Source organism: Micromonospora sp. WMMD737 (assembly GCF_049179055.1).
Taxonomy (GTDB): domain Bacteria; phylum Actinomycetota; class Actinomycetes; order Mycobacteriales; family Micromonosporaceae; genus Micromonospora; species Micromonospora reichwaldensis.
Window position 1 is genome coordinate 3,772,117 of the sequence record NZ_JBMHMH010000001.1, and the last position, 20,667, is coordinate 3,792,783.

Annotated in this window: 19 protein-coding genes; 11 read left to right on the forward strand and 8 right to left on the reverse strand. The window is 75.4% G+C overall.

Going from position 1 to position 20,667, the window contains the following annotated elements; all coding sequences use genetic code 11:
• Together ACN27A_RS16210 and ACN27A_RS16215 are read right to left on the reverse strand one after the other, a co-directional pair.
• On the reverse strand, positions 1 to 750 hold the full coding sequence (locus ACN27A_RS16210) for a YidC/Oxa1 family membrane protein insertase (protein WP_421454257.1): 750 nt from the start codon (positions 748 to 750) through the stop codon (positions 1 to 3).
• A gap of 93 nt (positions 751 to 843) precedes the next feature.
• The gene (locus ACN27A_RS16215; protein WP_421454260.1) at positions 844 to 1,137 is read right to left on the reverse strand and encodes a DUF6412 domain-containing protein; all 294 of its coding nucleotides are present in this window, start codon (positions 1,135 to 1,137) and stop codon (positions 844 to 846) included.
• 155 nt (positions 1,138 to 1,292) lie between these two features.
• Between ACN27A_RS16215 and ACN27A_RS16220 the strand changes: the two genes are divergently transcribed.
• From ACN27A_RS16220 to ACN27A_RS16245, 6 genes are all read left to right on the forward strand, one after another.
• Positions 1,293 to 1,763 carry a hypothetical protein gene (locus tag ACN27A_RS16220; protein ID WP_421454263.1) on the forward strand — a complete coding sequence of 157 codons (471 nt, stop codon included), beginning with the start codon at positions 1,293 to 1,295 and terminating at the stop codon, positions 1,761 to 1,763.
• Between the two features lie 38 nt (positions 1,764 to 1,801).
• Complete coding sequence (locus tag ACN27A_RS16225; protein WP_421458488.1) at positions 1,802 to 2,149, forward strand: hypothetical protein; 348 nt, start codon at positions 1,802 to 1,804, stop codon at positions 2,147 to 2,149.
• 148 nt (positions 2,150 to 2,297) lie between these two features.
• Complete coding sequence (locus ACN27A_RS16230) at positions 2,298 to 3,446, forward strand: carboxylate-amine ligase (protein ID WP_421454265.1); 1,149 nt, start codon at positions 2,298 to 2,300, stop codon at positions 3,444 to 3,446.
• A gap of 13 nt (positions 3,447 to 3,459) precedes the next feature.
• Positions 3,460 to 4,839 (forward strand): FAD-dependent oxidoreductase, encoded by a 1,380-nt coding sequence (locus ACN27A_RS16235; protein WP_421454268.1) that lies wholly within the window; start codon positions 3,460 to 3,462, stop codon positions 4,837 to 4,839.
• 156 nt (positions 4,840 to 4,995) lie between these two features.
• Positions 4,996 to 6,477, forward strand: coding sequence for a WGR domain-containing protein (locus ACN27A_RS16240; protein WP_421454271.1), 1,482 nt, complete (start codon positions 4,996 to 4,998; stop codon positions 6,475 to 6,477).
• Between the two features lie 120 nt (positions 6,478 to 6,597).
• Complete coding sequence (locus ACN27A_RS16245) at positions 6,598 to 7,476, forward strand: aminoglycoside phosphotransferase family protein (protein ID WP_421454274.1); 879 nt, start codon at positions 6,598 to 6,600, stop codon at positions 7,474 to 7,476.
• Positions 7,477 to 7,689: 213 nt separating this feature from the next.
• Here ACN27A_RS16245 and ACN27A_RS16250 read toward each other — a convergent pair whose 3' ends face one another.
• The gene (locus ACN27A_RS16250) at positions 7,690 to 8,499 is read right to left on the reverse strand and encodes an Fpg/Nei family DNA glycosylase (RefSeq protein WP_421454277.1); all 810 of its coding nucleotides are present in this window, start codon (positions 8,497 to 8,499) and stop codon (positions 7,690 to 7,692) included.
• 339 nt (positions 8,500 to 8,838) lie between these two features.
• On the opposite strand from ACN27A_RS16250, the gene ACN27A_RS16255 reads away from it, so the two are divergent.
• The 4 genes from ACN27A_RS16255 to rocD all read left to right on the forward strand — a co-directional run bounded on the left by ACN27A_RS16255 (position 8,839) and on the right by rocD (position 12,775).
• Positions 8,839 to 9,402, forward strand: a complete 564-nt coding sequence (locus tag ACN27A_RS16255) for a hypothetical protein (protein WP_421454279.1) — start codon at positions 8,839 to 8,841, stop codon at positions 9,400 to 9,402.
• Positions 9,403 to 9,571: 169 nt separating this feature from the next.
• Complete coding sequence (locus tag ACN27A_RS16260; protein ID WP_421454282.1) at positions 9,572 to 10,408, forward strand: thrombospondin; 837 nt, start codon at positions 9,572 to 9,574, stop codon at positions 10,406 to 10,408.
• 340 nt (positions 10,409 to 10,748) lie between these two features.
• Positions 10,749 to 11,564, forward strand: a complete 816-nt coding sequence (gene ddaH, locus ACN27A_RS16265; protein WP_421458489.1) for a dimethylargininase — start codon at positions 10,749 to 10,751, stop codon at positions 11,562 to 11,564.
• A complete protein-coding gene (gene rocD, locus ACN27A_RS16270; RefSeq protein WP_421454284.1) occupies positions 11,561 to 12,775 on the forward strand; it encodes an ornithine--oxo-acid transaminase in 1,215 nt (404 codons plus the stop codon). The genes ddaH and rocD overlap by 4 nt, the downstream gene beginning before the upstream one ends.
• Positions 12,776 to 12,840: 65 nt before the next feature.
• Here rocD and ACN27A_RS16275 read toward each other — a convergent pair whose 3' ends face one another.
• Both ACN27A_RS16275 and ACN27A_RS16280 read right to left on the reverse strand, forming a co-directional pair.
• Complete coding sequence (locus ACN27A_RS16275) at positions 12,841 to 13,992, reverse strand: FHA domain-containing protein (RefSeq protein ID WP_421454286.1); 1,152 nt, start codon at positions 13,990 to 13,992, stop codon at positions 12,841 to 12,843.
• Entirely contained in the window at positions 13,989 to 14,282 is a 294-nt protein-coding gene (locus ACN27A_RS16280; protein WP_421454287.1) for a 4a-hydroxytetrahydrobiopterin dehydratase, read from the reverse strand. Before ACN27A_RS16280 ends, ACN27A_RS16275 begins: the two co-directional genes overlap by 4 nt.
• 199 nt (positions 14,283 to 14,481) lie before the next feature.
• Here ACN27A_RS16280 and ACN27A_RS16285 point away from each other — a divergent pair, with 199 nt between their 5' ends.
• Complete coding sequence (locus ACN27A_RS16285) at positions 14,482 to 15,255, forward strand: hypothetical protein (protein WP_421454290.1); 774 nt, start codon at positions 14,482 to 14,484, stop codon at positions 15,253 to 15,255.
• Positions 15,256 to 15,312: 57 nt separating this feature from the next.
• Here ACN27A_RS16285 and ACN27A_RS16290 read toward each other — a convergent pair whose 3' ends face one another.
• The 3 genes from ACN27A_RS16290 to cutA form a co-directional block, all read right to left on the reverse strand.
• Positions 15,313 to 16,362: a fatty acid desaturase family protein gene (locus ACN27A_RS16290; protein ID WP_421454293.1), complete on the reverse strand. Its 1,050-nt coding sequence runs from the start codon at positions 16,360 to 16,362 to the stop codon at positions 15,313 to 15,315.
• A gap of 152 nt (positions 16,363 to 16,514) precedes the next feature.
• Complete coding sequence (locus ACN27A_RS16295) at positions 16,515 to 20,291, reverse strand: SCO7613 C-terminal domain-containing membrane protein (RefSeq protein WP_421454296.1); 3,777 nt, start codon at positions 20,289 to 20,291, stop codon at positions 16,515 to 16,517.
• 47 nt (positions 20,292 to 20,338) lie between these two features.
• Complete coding sequence (gene cutA, locus ACN27A_RS16300; RefSeq protein WP_132231134.1) at positions 20,339 to 20,659, reverse strand: divalent-cation tolerance protein CutA; 321 nt, start codon at positions 20,657 to 20,659, stop codon at positions 20,339 to 20,341.
• Positions 20,660 to 20,667: the final 8 nt, after the last annotated feature.

The following is a 20,667-nucleotide window of genomic DNA, read 5'->3' on the forward strand; positions in this document are numbered from 1 at the left end:
TCAACGCTTATCGATGCGAGCCGGCTCGGGCCGCGGGCGGCGCAGCACCGCCTGCTCCCCCGCCGACCAGGCGGTGGTGGTGACCAGGTAGATCACCGCGGCCAGCGGCAGCACCAGCGCCACCAGCACCGTCGCGTACGGCAGCAGCGGCAGCAGCCGGCCGAGCAAGGCCGCACCCGGCCCCTCGGTCGGCGCACCGGCCACCGTTCCCGTCGCCGCCGCCGCGCGCCGCATCCGCCGCGAGGTCCACCAGGCGAGCACGAGCAGGGCCGCCAGCAGGGCGCCGAACAGCGGCAGCGCGCCGCCGACCACCCCGTCGCCGAGGTGGTGGCCCAGCGGCACACCGGCCAGGCGCTCGGCCAGCAGCCCGGTGCCGCCCTCGGCGGTGGTGAAGAGCCGGTACATCACCAGCAGGAACGGGGCCTGGAGCAGCAGCGGCAGGCAGCCGGCCACCGGGCTGGCGCCGTTGGCCCGATAGAGCGCGAACAGTTCGCCCTGCAACCGGGTGGGGTCGTCCGCGTACCGCCGCTGAAGCTCGCGGACCTCGGGGGCGAGCGCCGCGCGGCGCCGCTCCCCGCGGACCTGCATGAGGGTGAGCGGCGAGATCAGCAACCGGACGACGACGGTGAGGGCGACGATGGCGGCGGCCGTGGCCGCGTCGCCGGCCAGCGGTTCCAGCAGGGTGGTGAACCAGGTGAGCGCGCGGCCGGCGGCGCCGACGGCGTCGTGCAGAGGTGCGAAGGCGAGCATGGGTGACCCCTCGGTCCGATTCCGGGTGCCGGTCCGGCGGGAAGGCGGGTCGCCGGACGGGCGGATGGCGGCGGAATCGGCCGCGCGGCGGTGCTACGCGGCCGAGGGGAGCAGCCCGGGCGCGCGGGGACGGGGACGCCCGGCGGCGTCCGGGTCGACCTGCCGCGGCACCCGGCGGCGGCGGGACCGGGCCCGCAGGGCGGCGGCGCGGCCGGCCCGGGGCGTGTCGACGACGCCGGCCGCGTGCGCCGCGAGCGCGACGGCGAGCAGCGCCACCGCGGCGAGCGCGGCCCCGGCGAGCAGCCCGGCCGGGCGGTCCGCGAGCAGGGTCAGGTGGGCGAGGGCGTACGCCCACGTCCCCAGCACGATCCCCAGCAGCCCCGGCACGCCGCCCAGCCTAGGACCCGCTGTCACACCACCCGGCCAAGTTCGCGCAACAAACCCCCTGCACCCACTCTGACCTGCGGTTATACGACAGGTCCGGGGTGGACGGAGGCGCAACGGAAGTGGTACGACTTGGGGCGTCGAGGTAAGGAGCTGCCGTGCCCCACAACCGAATCCGATCGAGGCACCAGCCCTTCGAGATCGCCATCATGGCGACCGCCCCCGTGTGCGGGGTCCTCCTGATCGTCCTCGACGTCCGGCCGCAGTCGGTAGAGATGGCCATGCCGGGGCCCATCCAGGCGGGCTGGGAGTCGGGCCTCATCGTGGCCGGCGTCGCCGGGCTGCTGGGCGTGCTCTGGCCGGGCCGGCTCTCCACCGGCCTCGGCATCGAACTCGCCTCGGTGCTCGTGCTGGGCACGATCACCGGCATGTACGCCGTCGCCCTCGCGGTGGTCGCCGGCGCGCAGGGGGTCGCGGCCATGTCGTTCGTCGTCGCGGTGGCCGTCGGCTCCGGGTGGCGCGCCGTCCAGATCGCGCTCGACCTGCGCCGGCTGACCCTGGCCGGTCAGGCCACCCAGTTGGCCGGGGTGGACATCGGTGGCACCTTCTCGGCCAGGGGTGGGCTGTGAACACCACGGCGCCGGCCGCCCCGCACTGGGTGCAGGTCCTGCTCTCCGTCCTCGGCGTGCTCGGGGGGACCGGCGGCCTCGCCGTCATCGCCACCGTCATCGTGCAGCGGGGCAAGTTCAAGGCGGACGCCGCCGACACCCTCACCGACGCCGCCCTCACGCTGGTGCAGCCGCTGCGCACCCGCGTCGCCGAGCTGGAGGAGGCCGCGCTGCTCGCCCGGGCGCAGCTCGACTCGGCCCGCGAGCAGGAACGGCAGCTGCGGGCGACGGTCTGGGACCTGCGCCGGACCCTGGACCGGTGGCGGGAGGCCATCCTGGCCCCGGACGCCACGCTGCGCCGCATCCGCGCCCTGGTGCGCGACGGCGAGGACCGCGGGCCACGATGACGCGCGGGTCGCGCACGGCGTGATCGCCTCGCCCGGGCGCGGCGGGCGACACGCCGGGGCCGCGTTTCTCCGCCTCCGCACGGTGGGTAACCACTGACCGACCCGGCGCGGACGGACCGCTGGCGGGCGCGAACGGACGGTGGTGACGATGACCGGCCAGGTGGCGGAGGCTCCGAGCGGTACGGCCGAGGGGACCGACCTGCTCACGGTGGGTGTCGAGGAGGAGTTCCTGCTCGTCGACCCGCACACCGGGGCCGCGGTGCCCGCTGTCGACCTCGTCATGGAGCAGGTGCCGCCCGAGCTGCGCGGTCAGGTGGAGCGGGAGTTCCAGACCAGCCAGATCGAGATCGGCAGCCCGCCCGGCCTGGAACTCTCCTCGATCCGGCACTCCCTCGGCGTGCTGCGGGCCGCGCTCGCCGACGCGGCCGAGCGGGCCGGCGTACGGCTGCTCGCCATCGGCACCGGGCCGGTCGACGGTCCGGTGCCCCCGGTGGTCGACAAGCCCCGCTTCGACCGGATGATCGAGCGGTTCCGCCTGCTGGTCCCCGGCCCCGGCAACAACGGCATGCACGTGCACGTCGGGGTGCCCGACCCGGAGACCGGCGTGCAGGTGCTCAACCACGTCCGGCCCTGGCTGCCGGTGCTGCACGCGGTCACCACCAACTCCCCCTTCGCCAGGGGCGAGGACACCGGGTACGCGAGCTGGCGGTCGGTGGAGTGGGAGCGCTGGCCGTCGGTGGCGCCCACCCCGTACCTGGAGTCCCACGAGCACTACGAACGGCTGATCCGGCAGCTCATCGCCAGCGGCGTGATGCTCGACGAGGGGATGCTCTACTGGTACGCCCGCCTGTCGGCCAAGTACCCGACGGTGGAGATCCGCATCGGCGACGTCTGCCCGTCGGTGGACGACGCGGTGCTCGTCGCCGCGCTGGTCCGGGCCATGGTGGCGACCGCGATGGACGACATCGCCGCCGGGCGGCCGGCCCTGCGTACCGACCACCACCTGCTGGTCGCCGCGCACTGGCGGGCGGCCCACGACGGGCTGGAGGGCGACGGCGTCGACCTGACCGACGGCGAGCTGCGGCCGGCCTGGGAGCTGTTCGAGCAGCTGATCGAGCGGCTGCGCCCGGCGTTGGAACGGCACGGCGACCTCGACGAGGTGACCGGGCTCGTCGCGGGGCTGCGCCGGCACGGCACCGGGGCGGCCAGGCAGCGCGCCGTCTTCGCGCGTACCGGCAGGCTCGTGGACGTGGTGGAGGACGTCGCGCGGCAGACCCGTGGCGCGGGCCGCTCGTGACAGGATGGTGAACGTGGCGCAACGGCTGATCGTCATCGGTGGGGACGCCGCGGGAATGGCGGCGGCGTCGCAGGCGCGACGCCGGCGGGACCGCGGCGACCTGGAGATCGTCGCCTTCGAGCGGGGGCACTTCACGTCGTACTCGGCGTGCGGCATTCCGTACTGGATCAGCGGGCTGGTGCCCGAACGGGACCAGTTGATCGCCCGCGACCCGGAGACGTTCCGGGAGAAGTTCGACATCGACGTCCGGCTCCGGCACGAGGTGACCGCCATCGACCTCGACCGGCGCGAGGTCACCGCCCGGGACCTCGACGGCGGCGGCGAGGTCCGGGAGCGTTTCGACACCCTGATGTACGCCACCGGCGCGGTGCCCAAGAAGCCCGGCTGGGCGGACACCGACGCCGGCGGGGTCTTCGGGATGCAGACCCTCGACGACGGCGCCGCGCTGCGCGACTGGCTGGACGCCGAGCCCCGGCCGCGCCGGGCGGTGGTGATCGGCGGCGGCTACATCGGCGTGGAGATGGCCGAGGCGCTGATCCAGCGCGGGCTCGCCGTCACCCTGGTCGAGCAGGCCGAGCAGCCGATGGCCACCGTGGACCCGGACATGGCCGAGCTGGTCACGGACGCGATGCGGGGCATCGGCGTCACCATCCGCACCGGCCTCGGGGTGACCGGCCTGGAGGAGACCGACGGCCGGGTGTCCGCGGTGGTCACCGCCGAGGGGCCCATCCCCGCCGACGTGGTCGTCCTCGGTCTGGGCGTACGCCCCAACACCGCGCTCGCGGAGGCGGCCGGGCTGCCGCTGGGCACCACCGGCGGGATCCGGGTGGACCGCAGGTTGCGGGTGCAGGGGGTGCCGGACGTGTGGGCCGCCGGCGACTGCGTGGAGACCGTGCACCGGGTCACCGGGCTGCCCGTGCACGTGCCGCTGGGCACCCACGCCAACAAGCAGGGCCGGGTCGCCGGCATCAACATCGGCGGCGGGTACGCCACTTTCGCCGGGGTGATCGGCACCGCCGTCACGAAGGTCTGCGAGCTGGAGGTCGGGCGCACCGGGTTGCGCGAGAAGGACGCCGCGGCGGCGGGGTTCGAGTTCGTCTCGGTCATCGCCGAGTCGACCAACCGCGCCGGCTACTACCCGGGTGCCCGGTCGATGACGGTGAAGCTGATCGCGGAGAAGCCCAGCGGGCGGCTGCTCGGGGCGCAGATCGTGGGCTGGTCCGAGGCGGCCAAGCGGATCGACACCCTCGCGGTGGCGCTGTGGAACGGCATGACGGTGGACGACATGACCGCGCTCGACCTGGGCTACGCCCCGCCGTACGCCCCGGTCTGGGATCCGGTGCTGATCGCCGCCCGCAAGGCCGTCGACGCCCTGGCCGCCGTCGGCCGCTGAGCGTCAGGTGTGCGGAAGGGGCCCCTTCCTGTCGTGTACGCGATGGGAAGGGGCCCTTCCTTGCGTGCGGCTGTCGGGGGTGGGGGTTAGCGTGTGCCCGCTCGCGCCCCACCGGTCACGCCAGGCCGGTCGCTGACCCCCCCTCGGAGGCCCCCCATGCCGCAGGAGACGACCTACCTCGAACTGTCCGAAGCGGACGGTGCGCACAAGTTCTACGAGGTCGTCGTCGACGACGCCGCGCTGACCGTCCGCTACGGCCGGATCGGCGACCAGGGGCAGGTCAAGACCACGGCCTACGCCGACAACGCCAAGGCCCGCGCGGCGGCGGCGAAGAAGATCGGCGAGAAGGTCCGCAAGGGGTACGCCCCGGCCGTGCGCGGCGTGCGGCAGAAGCGCGCCGTCTCCCGGCGGCAGATCGTCAGCACCCGCTCGACCGCCCGCACCGCCCCGGTGCTGTGGCGTTACGACTCCGGCGCCCCCGCCCTCGGCATCTTCGTCGACGGGCAGAGCTGCATGGTCGGCAACGAGCGCGGGGTCATCACCACGCTCGGCCACGACGCCCGGGTGCTCGACCAGGTCCGCCTCCCCGACGGGGTGAAGTGCATCGTCGCCGACGACGCCTGGATCTACGCGGGCTGCGACGACGGCAACGTCTACGACCTGTCCGGCAAGGTGCCCCGGGTGGCCTACGAGATCGCGCCGGAGATCGACATCTACTGGCTGGACATCCACGACGGGGTGCTGGGCGTGTCCGACGCGGGCGGCGGCATCGTCGCCGTCGACCACGAGGACGAGTTCCTCTGGCGCCGGCAGGGTCGCGGCCGGTCGGCGTGGATGGTGCGCTGCGACGCCGACGCGCTCTACCACGGCCACTCCCAGGGGGTGACCAGCTACGACTGGCGGACGGGCCAGGAGCGGTGGCACACCCGTACCGGATCGGTGCTCTTCGGTTGGCAGGAGCGCGACGCCGTCTTCGCGGGCACCGGCACCCGGGAGGTGGTGCGGCTGGCGAAGGACGGCCGTGCCGAGCGCACCTACCGCTGCGACGCCCCGGTCTTCTCCTGCGCCACGGCCGAGGGCGGCCGGTTCGTCTTCGCCGGCGACAGCCAGTCCTCGATCTACTGCTTCGACGCGGCCGGCAACCGGCTGTGGAAGCTCGGCACCGGCTGCGGCTCGGCCTACTCGATGCAGTACCACGAGGATCGGCTCTACGTCGTCACCACCAGCGGCCATCTGGCCTGCATCGACGCCAGCGAGCCGGCGATCCGGGCGGCGGAGGCCGGCAGCGTGCCGGAGGTGGTCGACGTCAAGGCCCCGCCCCCGGATGCCGGAGCCGGCGGCCTGGACGACGGTCGAGGTGACCAGCGACGTCGACGGCGGCGTGGTCGTGCAGTGCGTCGAGGACCGGGGCCGGCTGCGGGTGCACGTGGTCTCCCCCGGCTACCACCGGGACTGGTCCGTGCAGTTCCCGAAGGGCATCCGCGAGCCCGGCGCGCGCTACCTGGTCACCCAGGTCCGCGAGTCCGGCCGGGGCGGCTTCTACCGCGCCCACGGCGACATCCGCCGCCTCCGCTGACCGCGCTCCCTCCCCCGCCCGCCTCTTTCCTCCGCCGCCCGCCTCTTCCCCCGACGCGGTGATCAAGAGGTTTGCGTCCGGTTCGATCTCCGTTGCGGGCCCGAACCTCTTGATCACCACCACCGGCGGTGGGCGGGGAATCGATGGTGCGGGGTGGGCGGGCGCTGGTGAAGGATGGCCGGGTGGATTCCGGACTCCTGATCCCCGACGGGCTGGGCTGGGTGCGGGGCACGCCGGCCGGGCGGGAGTGGCTGGCGGTGCTGCCGGAGCGCCTGGCCGCCTGCGCCGAGCGCTGGTCGCTGCGGCTCGGGCCGCCCTTCCCGTACGCCTTCGCCTCGCTGGCCCTGCCGGCGGAGCTGCCCGACGGCACCCCGGCGGTGCTGAAGCTCCAGTACCCGGACCCCGACAGCGTCCACGAGGCGACGGCACTGGAGCGCTGGGCCGGGGTGGGGGCGGCCCGGCTGCTCGCCCACGACCCGCAGCGGCGGGCGCTGCTGGTCGAGCGGTGCGTGCCCGGCACGCCGTTGCACGCCCTGCCCGCCGACGCGGCACTGGACGTGGCGGTCGGGCTGCTGCCCCGGCTGTGGCGACCGGCCGGTGCGCCGTTCACCCCGCTCGCCGAGGAGGCAGCCGGCTGGGCGGAACGGTTGCCGGCCAACTGGGAGCGGGCCGGCCGGCCCTACGAGCGGCGGCTGATCGACACGGCACTCGGGCTGCTGACCGACCTGGTCGACAGCCAGGGCGGGCAGGTGCTGGTCAACCAGGACCTGCACGCCGGCAACGTGCTGCGGGCGACCCGGGAGCCGTGGCTGGTCATCGACCCGAAGCCGCTGACCGGCGAGCGCGAGTTCGGGGTGGTGCCGCTGGTGCGCGGCGCGGAGCTGGGGCACTCGCCGGACGCCGTCCGGCACCGGCTGGACCGGCTCAGCGCGGAGCTGGGCCTGGACCGGGAGCGGGTGTGGGGCTGGACGATCGGGCAGACGCTGGCCTGGAGCTTCGGCGAGGGGCAGGTCTTCCCCAACCAGGTCGAGGTGGTCCGCTGGCTGCTCGACGGAGCCTGAACCTGGACGAGCCCGGCGATGCCGGTCCGTGCCATCCTCGGTCGGACCCTGGCCATGGCGCGGCCACTGCCATCCGCGCCTGTCGAGCTGCCCGCACGGATGGGGCAGCCGGACAGGAGCGCAACCACCACCAGCCGCCACCCACCAGAACCGCCCCCACAGACGGGGCAGCTCGACAGCGGCGCCGGAGGGATGACGTCGAAGGCGGAGCGGTCAGGACGGTTGGCAGGTGGGGCACCAGTAGAGGTTGCGGCCGGCCAGTTCGCCCCGGCTGACCGGCGTGGCGCAGACGTGGCAGGGGTCGCCGGGGCGGCGGTAGACGTACACCTCGCCGCCGTGCCGGTCGACGCGGGCGGGGCGGCCCATCGCCTCGGGCAGGTGCGCGTCGCGGACGGTGTCGATGCGGCCGCGGCCGACGGCGAGCCGCATCAGCGCCACCAGGTCGGCCCAGAGCGCGTCCCAGCCGGCGCGGGTCAGCCGCCGGCCGGGCAGCGTCGGCGGCAGCCCGGCCCGGAACAGCGCCTCGGTGACGAAGATCAGCCCGGTGCCGGCCACCACCGACTGGTCGAGCAGCAGCGCGGCCAGCGGCGTGGGGCTGCGGGAGATCCGGGCGTACGCCCGCTCGGGGTCGGCGTCGGCGCGCAGCGGGTCGGGGCCGAGCCGGGCCCGCAGCGCCGCCACCTCGGGCGGGGTGAGCAGCTCGCAGGCGGTGGGGCCGCGCAGGTCGAGCCAGTGCCGGTCGCTGGTCAGCCGCAGCCGTACCTGGCCCACGGGCTCCGGCGGCTCCCCGGCGCCGTCGGCGAACTTCCCGTAGAGCCCGAGGTGCACGTGCAGGGTCAGCTCGCCCGCGTGGTGGTGCAGCAGGTGCTTGCCGTACGCCTCGGTGGCCTCCAGGACGGTGCCGGAGAGGCGGGCCGCGCCCTCGGCGAAGCGGCCCTGCGGGCTGGCGGCGTGCAGCTTGTCCCCGCCGAACAGCTCGGCGTGCCGCGCCGCCAGGCGGTGGATGGTGTGTCCCTCTGGCACGGGTGCCAAGGATACGTGCGGCTCGCGGGCCGCCGACCGAGGCGTGCTGCGCCCCCACCCCCTCAGCCCCTCGTTTCGGTCGACGCGCTGCCGGGAAGAGGTCGGGACAGGCCGACACAGGGAGGCACCACGATGGATCACCGCACCCCCCGGCGCCCCGCCACCAGACTGCGGCGATCCACCGCCCTCGGTGTGTCGTTGCTCGGTGCCATCGGCCTCGGCGGTGGCTGCACCGCCCCGGCCGACGATCAGGGTCAGAGCACGGCACCCACCCCTTCGGCGACCGTGTCGACGCCCACCGCCACGGCCCCGCCGCCCTCACCCAGCGGGGAGGCGCCGGTGACCATTCCCACCTCGGCCTTTCTCGAACTGCCGCCGGAGCATCGGAAGTCGCCCCGGACGACGACGCCCGTCGCGAACGCCCTACCCAAGCTGTGCGGCGAGGAGTTCGGCACCGGCGGTCGGGCGGTGACCGCGAGCGCCTCGATGATGAACATCTACAAGCAGATCGAGGACCCGCCCGAGAACGTGCCGTACGGCACGGTCACGCAGACCATCTTCACCTTCGAGGGCGAGGGCGCCTCGGACTACCTGCGGCGGGTGCGCGGCTCGCTCGACTCGTGCCGGTCCTTCCGCCGGTCGGGGGCCACCGTCGAGGTCAAGACCCGCCCGATGCCCGGCGTCGGCGACGAGGCCCTGCTCGTGACCCAGACCTGGCCGCAGACGGATTTGCAGGGCAGCCGCACCGGCGGCGACGCGGTCAGCCAGATCGTCGTGATCCGCGTCGACGACGTCACGACGGTGCTCCACGACCAGGGCTGGGAAGGCACCAGCGGCAGCCCGGACCTGATGGACGACTTCGCCCGCGCCGCCGTCCGTGCCCTCGACACGTGGCAGCGGTAGGACGCCGCGCCCGGCTGCACGCGGGGACCGGAACATCCTCCGCACCGACCCGGCCCACCGGCGCGCGCGCCCGGTGTCGCGGAACGACCGCCTGGGTATTGCAGAGGCGTACCGCGTGGGCGGCAAGTCGTTGCATCGGCCACCACGCATTCACGAGGAGGTGTGTGTGGTGAAGATTCCCTCGCTGTCCCGCAGGTCGGAAGAGGCGCCGACACGGGACGAGAACCTCGACGGCCGCGTCGACGACCGTGACGCTCCCGCCGGCACCGGCCGGGACGGCGTACCGCGGGCCGACGCGGACGGCGGCAGCGGGCACAGCCGTCCGGTGGTCACCGACCGCGACGGCGAGCAGACGACGTACCGCAGCAGCGCCGCGCCCGACGCTACCGGGCGGGACGGCGCCGCCGAGCGGCGGGCGGCCGAGCGGGCGGCAGTCGCCCGGGCGGCCACGGCCCGGCCCACCGACGACGACCACCGACGCGTCCCCCGGCCCACCGAGCCCGACCCGGCCCTCGAACGGACCCTCGACGGTCGGACGACCGACCTGGACCGGAACGCGGCGCTGGGCGCCCGGACGGACCGGGACCGCGCGCTCGACGGGGACACCGTGGAGCGGCCCGTCGACCGCGACGGCGACGGCGTTCCCGACCGCGAGCCGGAGCGGGCGGTGGTCGCCGGCCCGAAGCCCCGGGCCAGCATCCTCGCCACGCTGGGGCTGATCGTCGGCGTGGCCGGGGCGCTCTTCGTGCTCACCGGCAGCCTCGCCGGGTACGGCATCGCCCTCGGCGCCCTCGGCGCGGTCCTCGCGGTGCTGGGCCTGATGGCCACCCGTCGCCGGCACATCGCCGGCAAGACCGACGCGCTGCTCGGCATCGCGCTGGGCCTCGGCGCGGTGGTGCTCGGCGTGCTGGCGATGACCGGCCAGTTCGACTGGCCGACCACCGACGGGGACTGGGTGCAGCGGTTCCGCGAGTGGCTTGACTCACAGTTTGTGAACCGCTTCTAGCGGGCACTGTTCGGCTCGCCGGCGGTGCGCCGGCAGCGCCGGTGGTTCACCGGCGACGCCCGACCAGCCTGGTGGTTCACCAGCCGGGCAACCCTTTTTCGGGGGCGGCGGTTCGCCGCCCCCGAAGTGTTTCCCGGGCCGCCTTGCGGTCGCGCACACCGACAGGGCTCGATACGCAACGAACCATCGTCCAGCACTCCCCAGACGCAACGTTTCGTCGGCCTGCGCAACTTCCAGCGGTGGATTCCACCATCGACGGCGCATAACGTTGAGCAACGGCGCCAGCCCGTGGGCCGAAGGTGGCCGGGCGCGCCCGACCCCTGGGAGCAGGACAATGACGATGGACGCCACCAGCCAGCGCTTCCTGATGTGCCGGCCGACGTACTTCGCCGTCGACTACGCCATCAACCCGTGGATGGACCCGACCGCGCCGGTCGACGCCGACCTCGCCGTCCGGCAGTGGGAGCAGCTGCGCCAGATCTACCGGGACCTGGGCCACACCGTCGAGGAGATCGCTCCGGTGCCCGGCCTGCCCGACATGGTGTTCGCCGCCAACGGCGGCACGGTGATCGACGGCAAGGCCATGGCCGTGCAGTTCCGCGACCCGCAGCGCGCCGACGAGGCCCCCGCCTACCGCGCCTGGTTCGAGGCCGCCGGCTTCGAGATGCACGACCCGAAGCACGTCAACGAGGGCGAGGGCGACATCCTGCTGGCCGGCGACTACCTGCTGGCCGGCACCGGCTTCCGCACCGCGCACGCCTCGCACGCGCAACTCCAGGAGGTCTTCGGCTACCCCGTGGTGACCATGCAGCTGGTCGACCCGCGCTTCTACCACCTGGACACCGCGCTCACCGTGCTCGACGGGCGGACGGTGGCGTACCTGCCGGAGGCGTTCTCGCCGGGCAGCCGGGCGGTGCTGCGCCGGCTCTTCCCCGACGCGGTGCACGCCACCCTCGCCGACGCCGAGGTCTTCGGGCTGAACGCGGTCAGCGACGGCCGGCACGTGGTGCTGCCGGAGCAGGCCACCGGCCTGGCCGCGAAGCTGCGCGACCGGGGCTACGAGACGATCGGTGTCGACCTCTCCGAGCTGCGCAAGGCCGGCGGCGGACCGAAGTGCTGCACGTTGCGACTCCGTCAGGGAAAGGCAAGCCAGTGATCGACGACATGCTGCGGACGCCGGAGGCGATCCGCGACGCGGAGCGGTGGACCGCGCACAACTACCACCCGCTGCCGGTGGTCATCTCCTCCGCCGAGGGCTCCTGGCTGACCGACGTGGACGGCCGCCGCTACCTCGACTGCCTGGCCGGCTACTCGGCGCTGAACTTCGGCCACCGCCACCCGACGCTGATCGCCGCCGCGCACGCGCAGCTCGACCGGCTGACGCTCACCAGCCGGGCGTTCGTCCACGACCAGTTCGCCGACTTCTGCCGCGAGCTGGCCGAGCTGTGCCGCAAGGACCTCGTGCTGCCGATGAACACCGGCGCCGAGGCCGTGGAGACCGGCATCAAGGTCGCCCGCAAGTGGGGCTACCAGGTCAAGGGCGTCGCGCCGGGGCAGGCCAACATCGTGGTGGCCGAGGGGAACTTCCACGGCCGGACGACCACCATCGTCAGCTTCTCCACCGACGAGGACGCGCGGGCCGACTTCGGGCCGTACACCCCGGGGTTCACGGTCGTCCCCTACGGCGACCTGGCGGCGCTGACCGCCGCCATCGACGAGAACACCGTCGCGGTGCTGATCGAGCCGATCCAGGGCGAGCAGGGCGTCGTCGTGCCGCCGGCAGGCTACCTGCCGGGCGTACGCCGGGTCTGCACCGAGCAGAACGTGCTCTTCATCGCCGACGAGATCCAGTCCGGCCTCGGCCGGACCGGGGACACCTTCGCCTGCGACCACGAGGGCGTCACGCCCGACATGTACCTGCTGGGCAAGGCCCTCGGCGGCGGCATCGTGCCGGTCTCCGCGGTGGCCGCGAACGCCGACGTGCTCGGCGTGCTCAGGCCGGGCCAACACGGGTCCACGTTCGGCGGCAACCCGCTGGCCTGCGCCGTCGCGACCGAGGTCGTCCGGCTACTGGCCACCGGCGAGTTCCAGCGCCGCTCGACCCAGCTGGGCGCCCGGCTGCACGCCGGCCTCCGGTCGCTGGTCGGCAGGGGCCTCGTCGCGGTGCGGGGGCGGGGCCTGTGGGCCGGCCTCGACATCGACCCGGCGCTGATGAGCGGCCGGGAGGCGTGCGAGCGGCTCGCCGAGCGCGGGGTGCTCGCCAAGGACACCCACGGTGCCACCATCCGGCTCGCCCCGCCGCTGGTGATCACCGAGGAGGAGATCGACCACGCGGTCGCCCAGCTCGCCGCGGTGCTGGCCGGCTGAGCCTCGTACGACAAGGGCGGGCGTCGGGACCACGGTCCCGGCGCCCGCCGTCGTCTCCCGGCGGCTCAGCGGGGCAGGCGCATCGCCATCGTGGGTGCCTCGGCCATGACCGACGTGGGCGTGTAGGGGGCGCCGGTGGGAAGCTCGTCGGGCCGGCCGATCTGCACGCCGGGGTAGAGCTCCACCATGTCGCCCTCGGCGAGCACCCGGGACTGCTGCGGCGCCAGCGGGACCCGGTCGGGCTCCGCCATCGACCCGCCCGGGCGGATGCCCGAGCCGTTGGTGCTCACGTCGGTCACGATCACCTCGCCGACCCGCAGCTCGAACCGGACGTGGCTGCGGCTGATCCAGCGGCGCGCCTCGTCGTTGAGCCACTGCCCGAGGGTGATCCCGCCGGCCTGGTCGGGGGCGCGGCCGACCACCGCCGGCTCGTCCTCGGTGAGCACGAAGCGTCGGCGGATCAGCCCTCCCACGCGCACGGCCAGGACGGCGCTCCGCGGTCGCGGACCGGCGTCGCCGAGCCGGGTGCCGTGCCGGGGGCAGGTCGGCACGCCGCCGCGCAGCGTGGGCGGCGGCTGGCCGGCCGGGCTGCGCTCCACCACCCGGGACAGGTCGGCGAAGGCCCCGCCGCCCCCACCACCGCCGAAGAGCGCGCAGCCGGGCTCCGCGCAGCGCCAGCGTCGGGCGAGCAGCTTCACGCCGGCCGGTGACCGGTCACCGGCGACGGGCGTGTGCCCGCCGCCGACGTGGGCGACGAAGGCCGGCCCGCCGGCGCCGGGCACCGGGGCGAGCACCCGGCCGGCCTGCTCGACCAGCCACGGGTAGCGCCCGCGCAGGCCGTCGGCCCGCACCCGGGTGAGGACGGGCAGCCCGAGCAGGTCCGCCACCTCCAGCATCCGGTCGCCCGGGTTGTCGAGCACCTCGACCAGCCCGTCGTCGGCCCACCGGCGGACCACCATGCGCTCGTTGGAGGTGAGGTCGGCGTCGGAGAGCAGGGCCCGGTGGACCACCGCGTAGACCGGGACGCTGTCCTCCTCCATCTCCCGGGCGAGGGCGTCGATCACCATGCCGAGGCGGAGCAGGCTCGCCGGCCGGCCGCCGTCGAGATCCTGGTAGCGGATCACCTCGGCCAGGTCGACGACGGCCCGGGCCAGCGACGGGTCGGTGCTGACCCGGCCCTCGATGGCGTCCAGCACCTTGCTGATCTCGAATCTCATCCGACGCTCCCCACGATCTCGTCGATCCGCCGAGCCAGTTCCAGGTCACGCCGCGTGACCCCACCCGCCGAGTGCGTGACGCACCGGAAGGTCAGGGTCCGCCAGCGGATGTCGATGTCGGGGTGGTGGTCCAGTTCCTCCGCCGTCACGGCGACCCGGTCGACCACCGCGATGGCCTCCGGGAAGCTGGCCAGCTCCACGGTGCGGGTGATCCCGGCGGGGTCTCCCGACCAGCCCGCCAGCCCACCCAGCTCGTCTCGCACCGCCTCGGCGGTGAGCACGTCTGCCATGGGGAGACCCTACCGGGACCGGTCGCGACGACGCCGACCAGCGGCGGGAGGTGTGGCCCACCCCGGCGGCGCGGCGGCCCGGGGACCGCCACGGCATAGATGAGCGGCTGTGGACCGGCGGGGTTAGGCTGACCGGCGGCCCGGCCGGGCCCGCGACCGGCGTCGCCCCCGGCCCACCCTGCGTGAGGAGATTTCCACGATGAACACTCGACGGCTGGCGACCACGGGGGTCGCGCTCGTCGCCGCCCTCGCCCTCGGTCTCACCGGGTGCGGTACGGGGACGGACACGGCTGCTCCGGCCGGCGACGGTGGCACCACGGGCGCGGCACCGGCCAGCAGCGCCCCCGCCGACGCCCGCGCCGAGCTGGCCGCCGCCGCGCAGAAGCTCAACCAGCAGACCGTCAAGATGCAGCTCACGTCGCCGGTCATCAACGGCAGCGGCGTGATGGACCCGGCCACCAAGACCGGCGACATGACGCTGAAGATGGGCGCCGAGGGCACCTTCCGGATCCTGATGCTCGGCAACGACGTCTACCTGAAGGTCACCGGCATGCAGGGGATGCCGAAGAAGTGGATGCACATGGATGCCACCAAGCTCGGCAAGAGCGGCCAGCTCAACCTGATGCCCGACGGCGACCCGGGCGGCGCGAAGCAGATGGTCGACAGCGTGGTGGACGTCGAGAGCACCGCCCCGGGCAGCTACTCCGGCACCCTCGACTACACCCGCACCAAGCCCGACGACAAGGCCATCCAGGCCCTCGGCGACAAGGCCAAGGCCGTCCCGTTCACCGCCAGGGTGGACGACCAGGGCCGGCTCGTCGAGTTCGCCATCGACACCCAGGTGCTGCACGAGTCGCTGGGCACCATGATCACCAACTACTCGGACTTCGGCGCCCCGGTCACCGTCAAGAAGCCCGCCGCGGGCGACACGCAGGAGGCACCGCAGGAGCTGATCGAGTCCATGGGCTCCTGAGCCCTACCGCACACGGAACGGGGGCGGCGCCGACCGCGCCGCCCCCGTTCGCGCGTCTCAGCCGCGCAGCGGCCGGCCCACCTCGTGCAGGTGCGCGAGCGCCTGACGGTACGACTCGACCAGCCCCGTCTCGGCGTACGGGATGCCCTGCTCGGCGCAGTAGGCGCGGACGATCGGCCGGGCCCGGCGCAGGTTGGCCCGGGGCATGTTCGGGAAGAGGTGGTGCTCGATCTGGTAGTTGAGCCCGCCCAGGGCGACGTCGACGAGCCGGCCGCCCCGCACGTTGCGGGAGGTGAGCACCTGCTTACGCAGGAAGTCCAGGTCGTCGTCGGCGGTGGGCATCGGCATGCCCTTGTGGTTGGGGGCGAACGAGCAGCCCATGTAGAAGCCCCACAGCCCCTGGTGGACGGCGACGAACAGCAGCGCCTTCACCGGCGACATCACCAGCAGCAGCGCACCGAGGTAGCCCACGGCGTGCAGGACCAGCAGCAGCGCCTCGACACCGCGGCGCCGCATCGGGGTACGGAACCGACCGTCGGAGTCCCGCCCCACGATCGCCTGCACGCTCGCCACGTGCAGGGCGAGCCCCTCCAGCAGCAGCATCGGGAAGAACAGCCACGCCTGCCGGCGGGCCAGCCGGCGGCCTAACCCGCGCGTCGCGGCGGCCTGCTCGTACGTCCAGACCAGCGCGCCGGCCCCGACGTCGGGGTCCTCATCCTCGTGGTTGGGGTTGGCGTGGTGCCGGTTGTGCTTGTCGACCCACCAGCCGTAGCTGAGCCCGACCGCCAGGTTGCCGGTGAGCAGGCCGATGGCCTCGCTCGGCCCGCGCCGCCGGAACATCTGCCGGTGGCCGGCGTCGTGGCCGAGGAACGCGACCTGGGTGGTGGCGACGGCGAGGAAGACGGCGACCAGGAGCTGCGCCCACGAGTCGCCGACCAGGCCGACGGCCGCCCAGCCCGCCGCGAAGACGCCGAGCGTGAGCACGATCCGGGTCACGTACCGGCCCGGGCGTCGCTCCAGCAGGCCCGCCCCGCTGATCCGCCGGGACAACTGCGCGTAGTCACTGCCCCGCCGTACCGGCGGTTCCGCCACCGCTCCGAGCACCATCGCGGCTCCCGTTCCCGTTCCTCGATCCCGGAGCGCGCCGGCCGGCGCGTCCCGCTTTCAGTCTCCGGCGAACGGTTGCGCTGAGTAACCCTGCCCACCCCCGGTTCGGGGGTAGGGCGAGCCCTACCTCCGGCACCCGTGACCGGGCCTGATCAGCCCATCCGGCCGACGGCGGCCCGGAGCCGGGCCAGGTCCCGGCGGCGCCGCTCGTAGGTCGTGGCGAGCCCGATCAGCGCGAACCCGCCGACGGCCAGGAAGATCCAGCGGGGCAGCAGGTCCCAGCCACGGACCAGCTCGTGCAGCGCGAGCAGTGCCAGGGTCACCCCGCCCAGCAGCACCGGCGCCTGCCAGCGGCGGGTCGCCCCGGCGAGCACCGCGGCGAGCGCGGCGACGCCCAGCAGCAGCCGCCGCCACGGCTGGGGGTCCGCAGCCACCAGCACCGACACCAGGCTCGGCAGCAGCCCGGCCGCGAGCCCCGGACCCAGTGCCAGCCAACTGTTCAGCCCGGGCCGGGTACGCAGCGCCACCACGCCCGCCACGAGAGCCAGCGCCGCCGCCGGCACCGTGTACGCCTCCAGCACCGCCACGTCCCCGGCGGCCAGCAGCAGCCAGCCGCCGAGCAGCTCACTGCCGCCGGCGATGCCCGCGAAGGCCCACCGCCGGCCCGCCGACTCGCCCCGGGGCAGCACCCGCAGCGCGACGGCGGCGCCCCACAGCACGCAGACCGCCGCGGCGTGGCGCAGCGAGCCCACCGCGAGCAGCAGCGCGACCAGCGCCACCGCCTGGGCCGCCGCGTCCAACGCCGCCGCCGTGGCCCGTCCCCGGCGGGCCGGACCGGCCGCGCCCTGACCGAGCACCGCCGCGGCGGCCAGGGTGAGTGCCGCGACGGCGAGCACGCTGAACGTGGCCGCCCGTACCGGCAGCCCGCCGGCCAGCGGCGCGACGACCGCGAGGCTGGTCGCGGCGGCCACCGCGACCAGGGCGCCGCCCAGCCGGGCGTCGTCCCGGCGGGCCGCCATCCCGACCACCGCCGCCGCGACGACGAGCACGCCGAGGCCGACGATCGTGCCCGTCCGGGTGGCCAGCAGCCCGAGCAGCCCGGACGCCGCCAGCACCAGCCCCACCGGCAACCCGACCGGGGCGAGCAGCGGACGCGGTGCGGCCAGGGCTGCGAGGAGCACCAGGGCCACCCCGCCGAGCAGCGTGCCGACCGGCAACACCGGCCACGGCACCCCTGCGGCCACCAGCAGCACGGGCAGCGCGGCCGCGGCGAACGGCACCGCGACCAGCGCGGCCCGCCACCGACCGGCGCCCGCCGAAGCGACAGCGCCCGCCGACGGAACGGCGCCCGCCGACGCGACAGCGCCCGCCGACGGAACGGCGCCCGCCGACACGACGGCGTCCGCGCCGGTGGGGCCGGTCCGCACGACGGCCCGGTCCTGCCGGCCGGCCAGCACCCCGGCCACCGCCAGCACGGCCAACGCCAGGCCCACCGGGAGCGCCCCCGGTTCGGCCCGGACCGTGGGCGCCCCGGACCAGGGCGACACCTCGCCGTACGGGGCGACGAGCGCCGTCAACGCCACCGGCAGGGCGGCGGCGGCCGAGACCACGAGCAACCCGATGCCGGCCACCCGCAGGACGACGTCGGAGCGCACCGCACCGCCCAGCGTCGCCAGCAGGACCGCCACGGCGGCGTAGAGCGTCACCGGTTCGTCGGCCGGTACTACCAGCGGCGCCAACCCGACCGCCGTGACCGCCACGGCGAGCCCGACGGAGGCGTACGCCCGCAGGTCGGGCCAGTGCCGGCGGACCGCGAGCAGCCCGACGGGCAGCAGCGCGACGGCGGCGAGCGCCGCCCGCGCCTGCCACCAGGCCGGCGCACCAACGGCGAGGAGGGCGACGACCGCGCCGGCCGGCACCGCGACCGGCACGACGGCCGACGCCGTCCCGGCCACCCGGCGTTGCACGGCCGTGCCGCGCCGGCCGGCCGCCGCCACGGCGGTCCCGGCGACCAGCACCACCGCGAGCGCCGCCCCCGCACCCGCCGTCGCGGCGAGCCCGACGACCAGTCCGTGCCCGAGCAGGAGGGTCCCGGCCACCCCCGCGGCCAGGACCGTCCAGGACCGGACGCCCGGACGCCCCACCGCGACGGCCAGCAGGCCCACCGCCGCCACCAGGTCCAGCGCCACCACCGCGGGCCAGGGCGACGGCCAGCCGGCCGGCACCGCCAGCACGACGACCGCCGCGCCGATCGCGGCCAGCGCCGGCCGGGCGGCCCTCGGCAGCAACAACCCGAAGGCGGCCACGGTCAGCGCGATCGCCACCGGAAACTGCCACCCCCCGTCGGCGTCGGGCCCGGCCGCGGCCCCCTGCCACGGCGGCAGCGACCGGCCGGCGGTGGCGCCTGCGAGCGCGACGGCCAGCAGCACGACGAACTGCGCCATCCCGCCGGCCACCAGCAGCGCGCCGGCCCGGAGACCGGTCCGCCACCCGGCGGGCAGCAGCCGTACCGCGCCGGCCACCGCCACCACGACCAGCGCCGTGAGCAGCAGCGACAGGTCCAGCTCGGCGATCGGGCGGATCACCGCGCCGGCCAGCACCGGCACCAGCAGCGCGGCGGCCACGGCGCGGAACACCGCCCCGCCGGTGAGCAGCGCCGTGCCGAGCAGGGTCAGCGCCACCAGCAGCAGCGGCGCACCGGCCAGCAGCGGAACGCCGGCGGCCCGGCCGAGGGCCAGCGGTACGAGCGCGCAGCACGCGGCCACGAACAGCGCGCCCGCGTGCCCCACCCAGGCGAGGACGCGCCCGGCGAGGACCGCCGGACGCTCGCCGGACGGCCCGGGCGCCACGCCGGCCGGGGCGACGGCACCGGCCGGGGCGACGGCACCGGCGACCGGGCCGCCAGCGGTCGGGCCCCCGGCCGCCGGCGTCCCGACGGCCCCGGCCGCCGGCGGCTTGACGGCACCGGCACCGGCCGTCGGGGTGCCCCGGCGGCGCAGCGCGACCAGCACCGCCAGGTCGAGCAGCGCCACCCCCAGGAAGGTCATCGCCCAGCCGGCGGCGTCCGGCCGGGCGTCGACGACGAGCAGGGGCAGCACCGGCTGCGCGGTCACCAGGGCCGCGAACCACGGCACGGTCAGTCCGCTGAGCCGGGCGTACCCGGCGGCGACCGCCGCGCCGGCCCCCCCAACCAGCGCGGCGTACCGGGTGGCGGGCCAGTCCGCTACCCCGACCAGGTCCACCGACCAGGCGGCGTACCCGTCGAGGAGCACCAGCAGCAGCCCCACGGCGGCGAAGGTCTCCGCGGTGCCGCGCAGCCCACGCCGCACCGCCACCAGCGGCGCGGCCAGGGCGAGGGCGGTGAACGCGAACAGGATCAGGGCCCGGCCGGCGACCCCCACCGACGCCCAGGCCACCGCCGTGAAGACCACCGCGGCGGTGCCCAGCAGCAGCCCGCCGAGGACGAAGAGCAGGCCCTGCACCGTACGGGTGGAGGTCTCCGCCCCGCCGACGCCCGCACCCGGCGGCGCGGGGACCGGAGCGACGGGCCCCCGGCCCGGCCACGCCGGCACCGGGGTCGCGACCGGCGCGGTCACGCCCGGCGCCGGGCGGGTCGGCACCGGGGCCGCGACGGACGCGGGGCGCACCGGCCCCGCAGTCGCGGGCGCCGCCGGGCGCGGGGCGGGGAACTCCGCCCGGACCGCGGCGGCCAGCGCCGCCCGACGCTGCCGGGCCGCGTTCAGCCGGCCGGCGAGTCCCTGGTACGCCGCGCGGGCCCGCTCGACCTCGCCACCGAGCGCGACGATCTCCCGGTCGAGCCGGACCACCTCGGCGGCGGCCGGGTACGGCGGTCGGCCGCAACCGGAGCAGCCGGAGCCGAGGTCGGCCGGCGCGCCGCAGGCGGGACAGGGGTAACCGGTGTTCTGCACCCGGCCATCATGGTGGCCGGGAGATCACCTGACCAGAGTGCGGGTACTCAGGGCCGGGTGTGCTCGTGCACCCAGACGGCGTAGGCGGGGTCGCCGCACTCCACCCGGGTGACCAGGATCTCCGGCACCTCGTACGGGTGGCTGGCCCGGATCTGCTCCACCAGCGCGGCGGCCCGGTCCGGTGCGGTCTTGAACTGCACCGACCACTCGGTGCTCGTGTCCACCCCGGAACGCCACCAGTAGGTGCTGTCCACCTGGCCGCCCACCTGGGCGCAGGCCGCGAGCCGACCGGCGACGGCCGCCGCCGCCATCACGTCCGCGACCGAACGGGCGTCCACCACCGTCGTCACCACGCAGATCTGGTCCACCAGCGCAC

Coding starts and splice junctions, on each gene's coding strand:
- ACN27A_RS16210 (WP_421454257.1), bottom strand. CDS start 750: ATGCTCGCCTTCGCACCTCTGCACGACGCCGTCGGCGCCGCCGGCCGC.
- ACN27A_RS16230 (WP_421454265.1), top strand. CDS start 2,298: ATGACCGGCCAGGTGGCGGAGGCTCCGAGCGGTACGGCCGAGGGGACC.
- ACN27A_RS16240 (WP_421454271.1), top strand. CDS start 4,996: ATGCCGCAGGAGACGACCTACCTCGAACTGTCCGAAGCGGACGGTGCG.
- ddaH (WP_421458489.1), top strand. CDS start 10,749: ATGGACGCCACCAGCCAGCGCTTCCTGATGTGCCGGCCGACGTACTTC.
- ACN27A_RS16275 (WP_421454286.1), bottom strand. CDS start 13,992: ATGAGATTCGAGATCAGCAAGGTGCTGGACGCCATCGAGGGCCGGGTC.
- ACN27A_RS16280 (WP_421454287.1), bottom strand. CDS start 14,282: ATGGCAGACGTGCTCACCGCCGAGGCGGTGCGAGACGAGCTGGGTGGG.
- ACN27A_RS16285 (WP_421454290.1), top strand. CDS start 14,482: ATGAACACTCGACGGCTGGCGACCACGGGGGTCGCGCTCGTCGCCGCC.
- ACN27A_RS16290 (WP_421454293.1), bottom strand. CDS start 16,362: ATGGTGCTCGGAGCGGTGGCGGAACCGCCGGTACGGCGGGGCAGTGAC.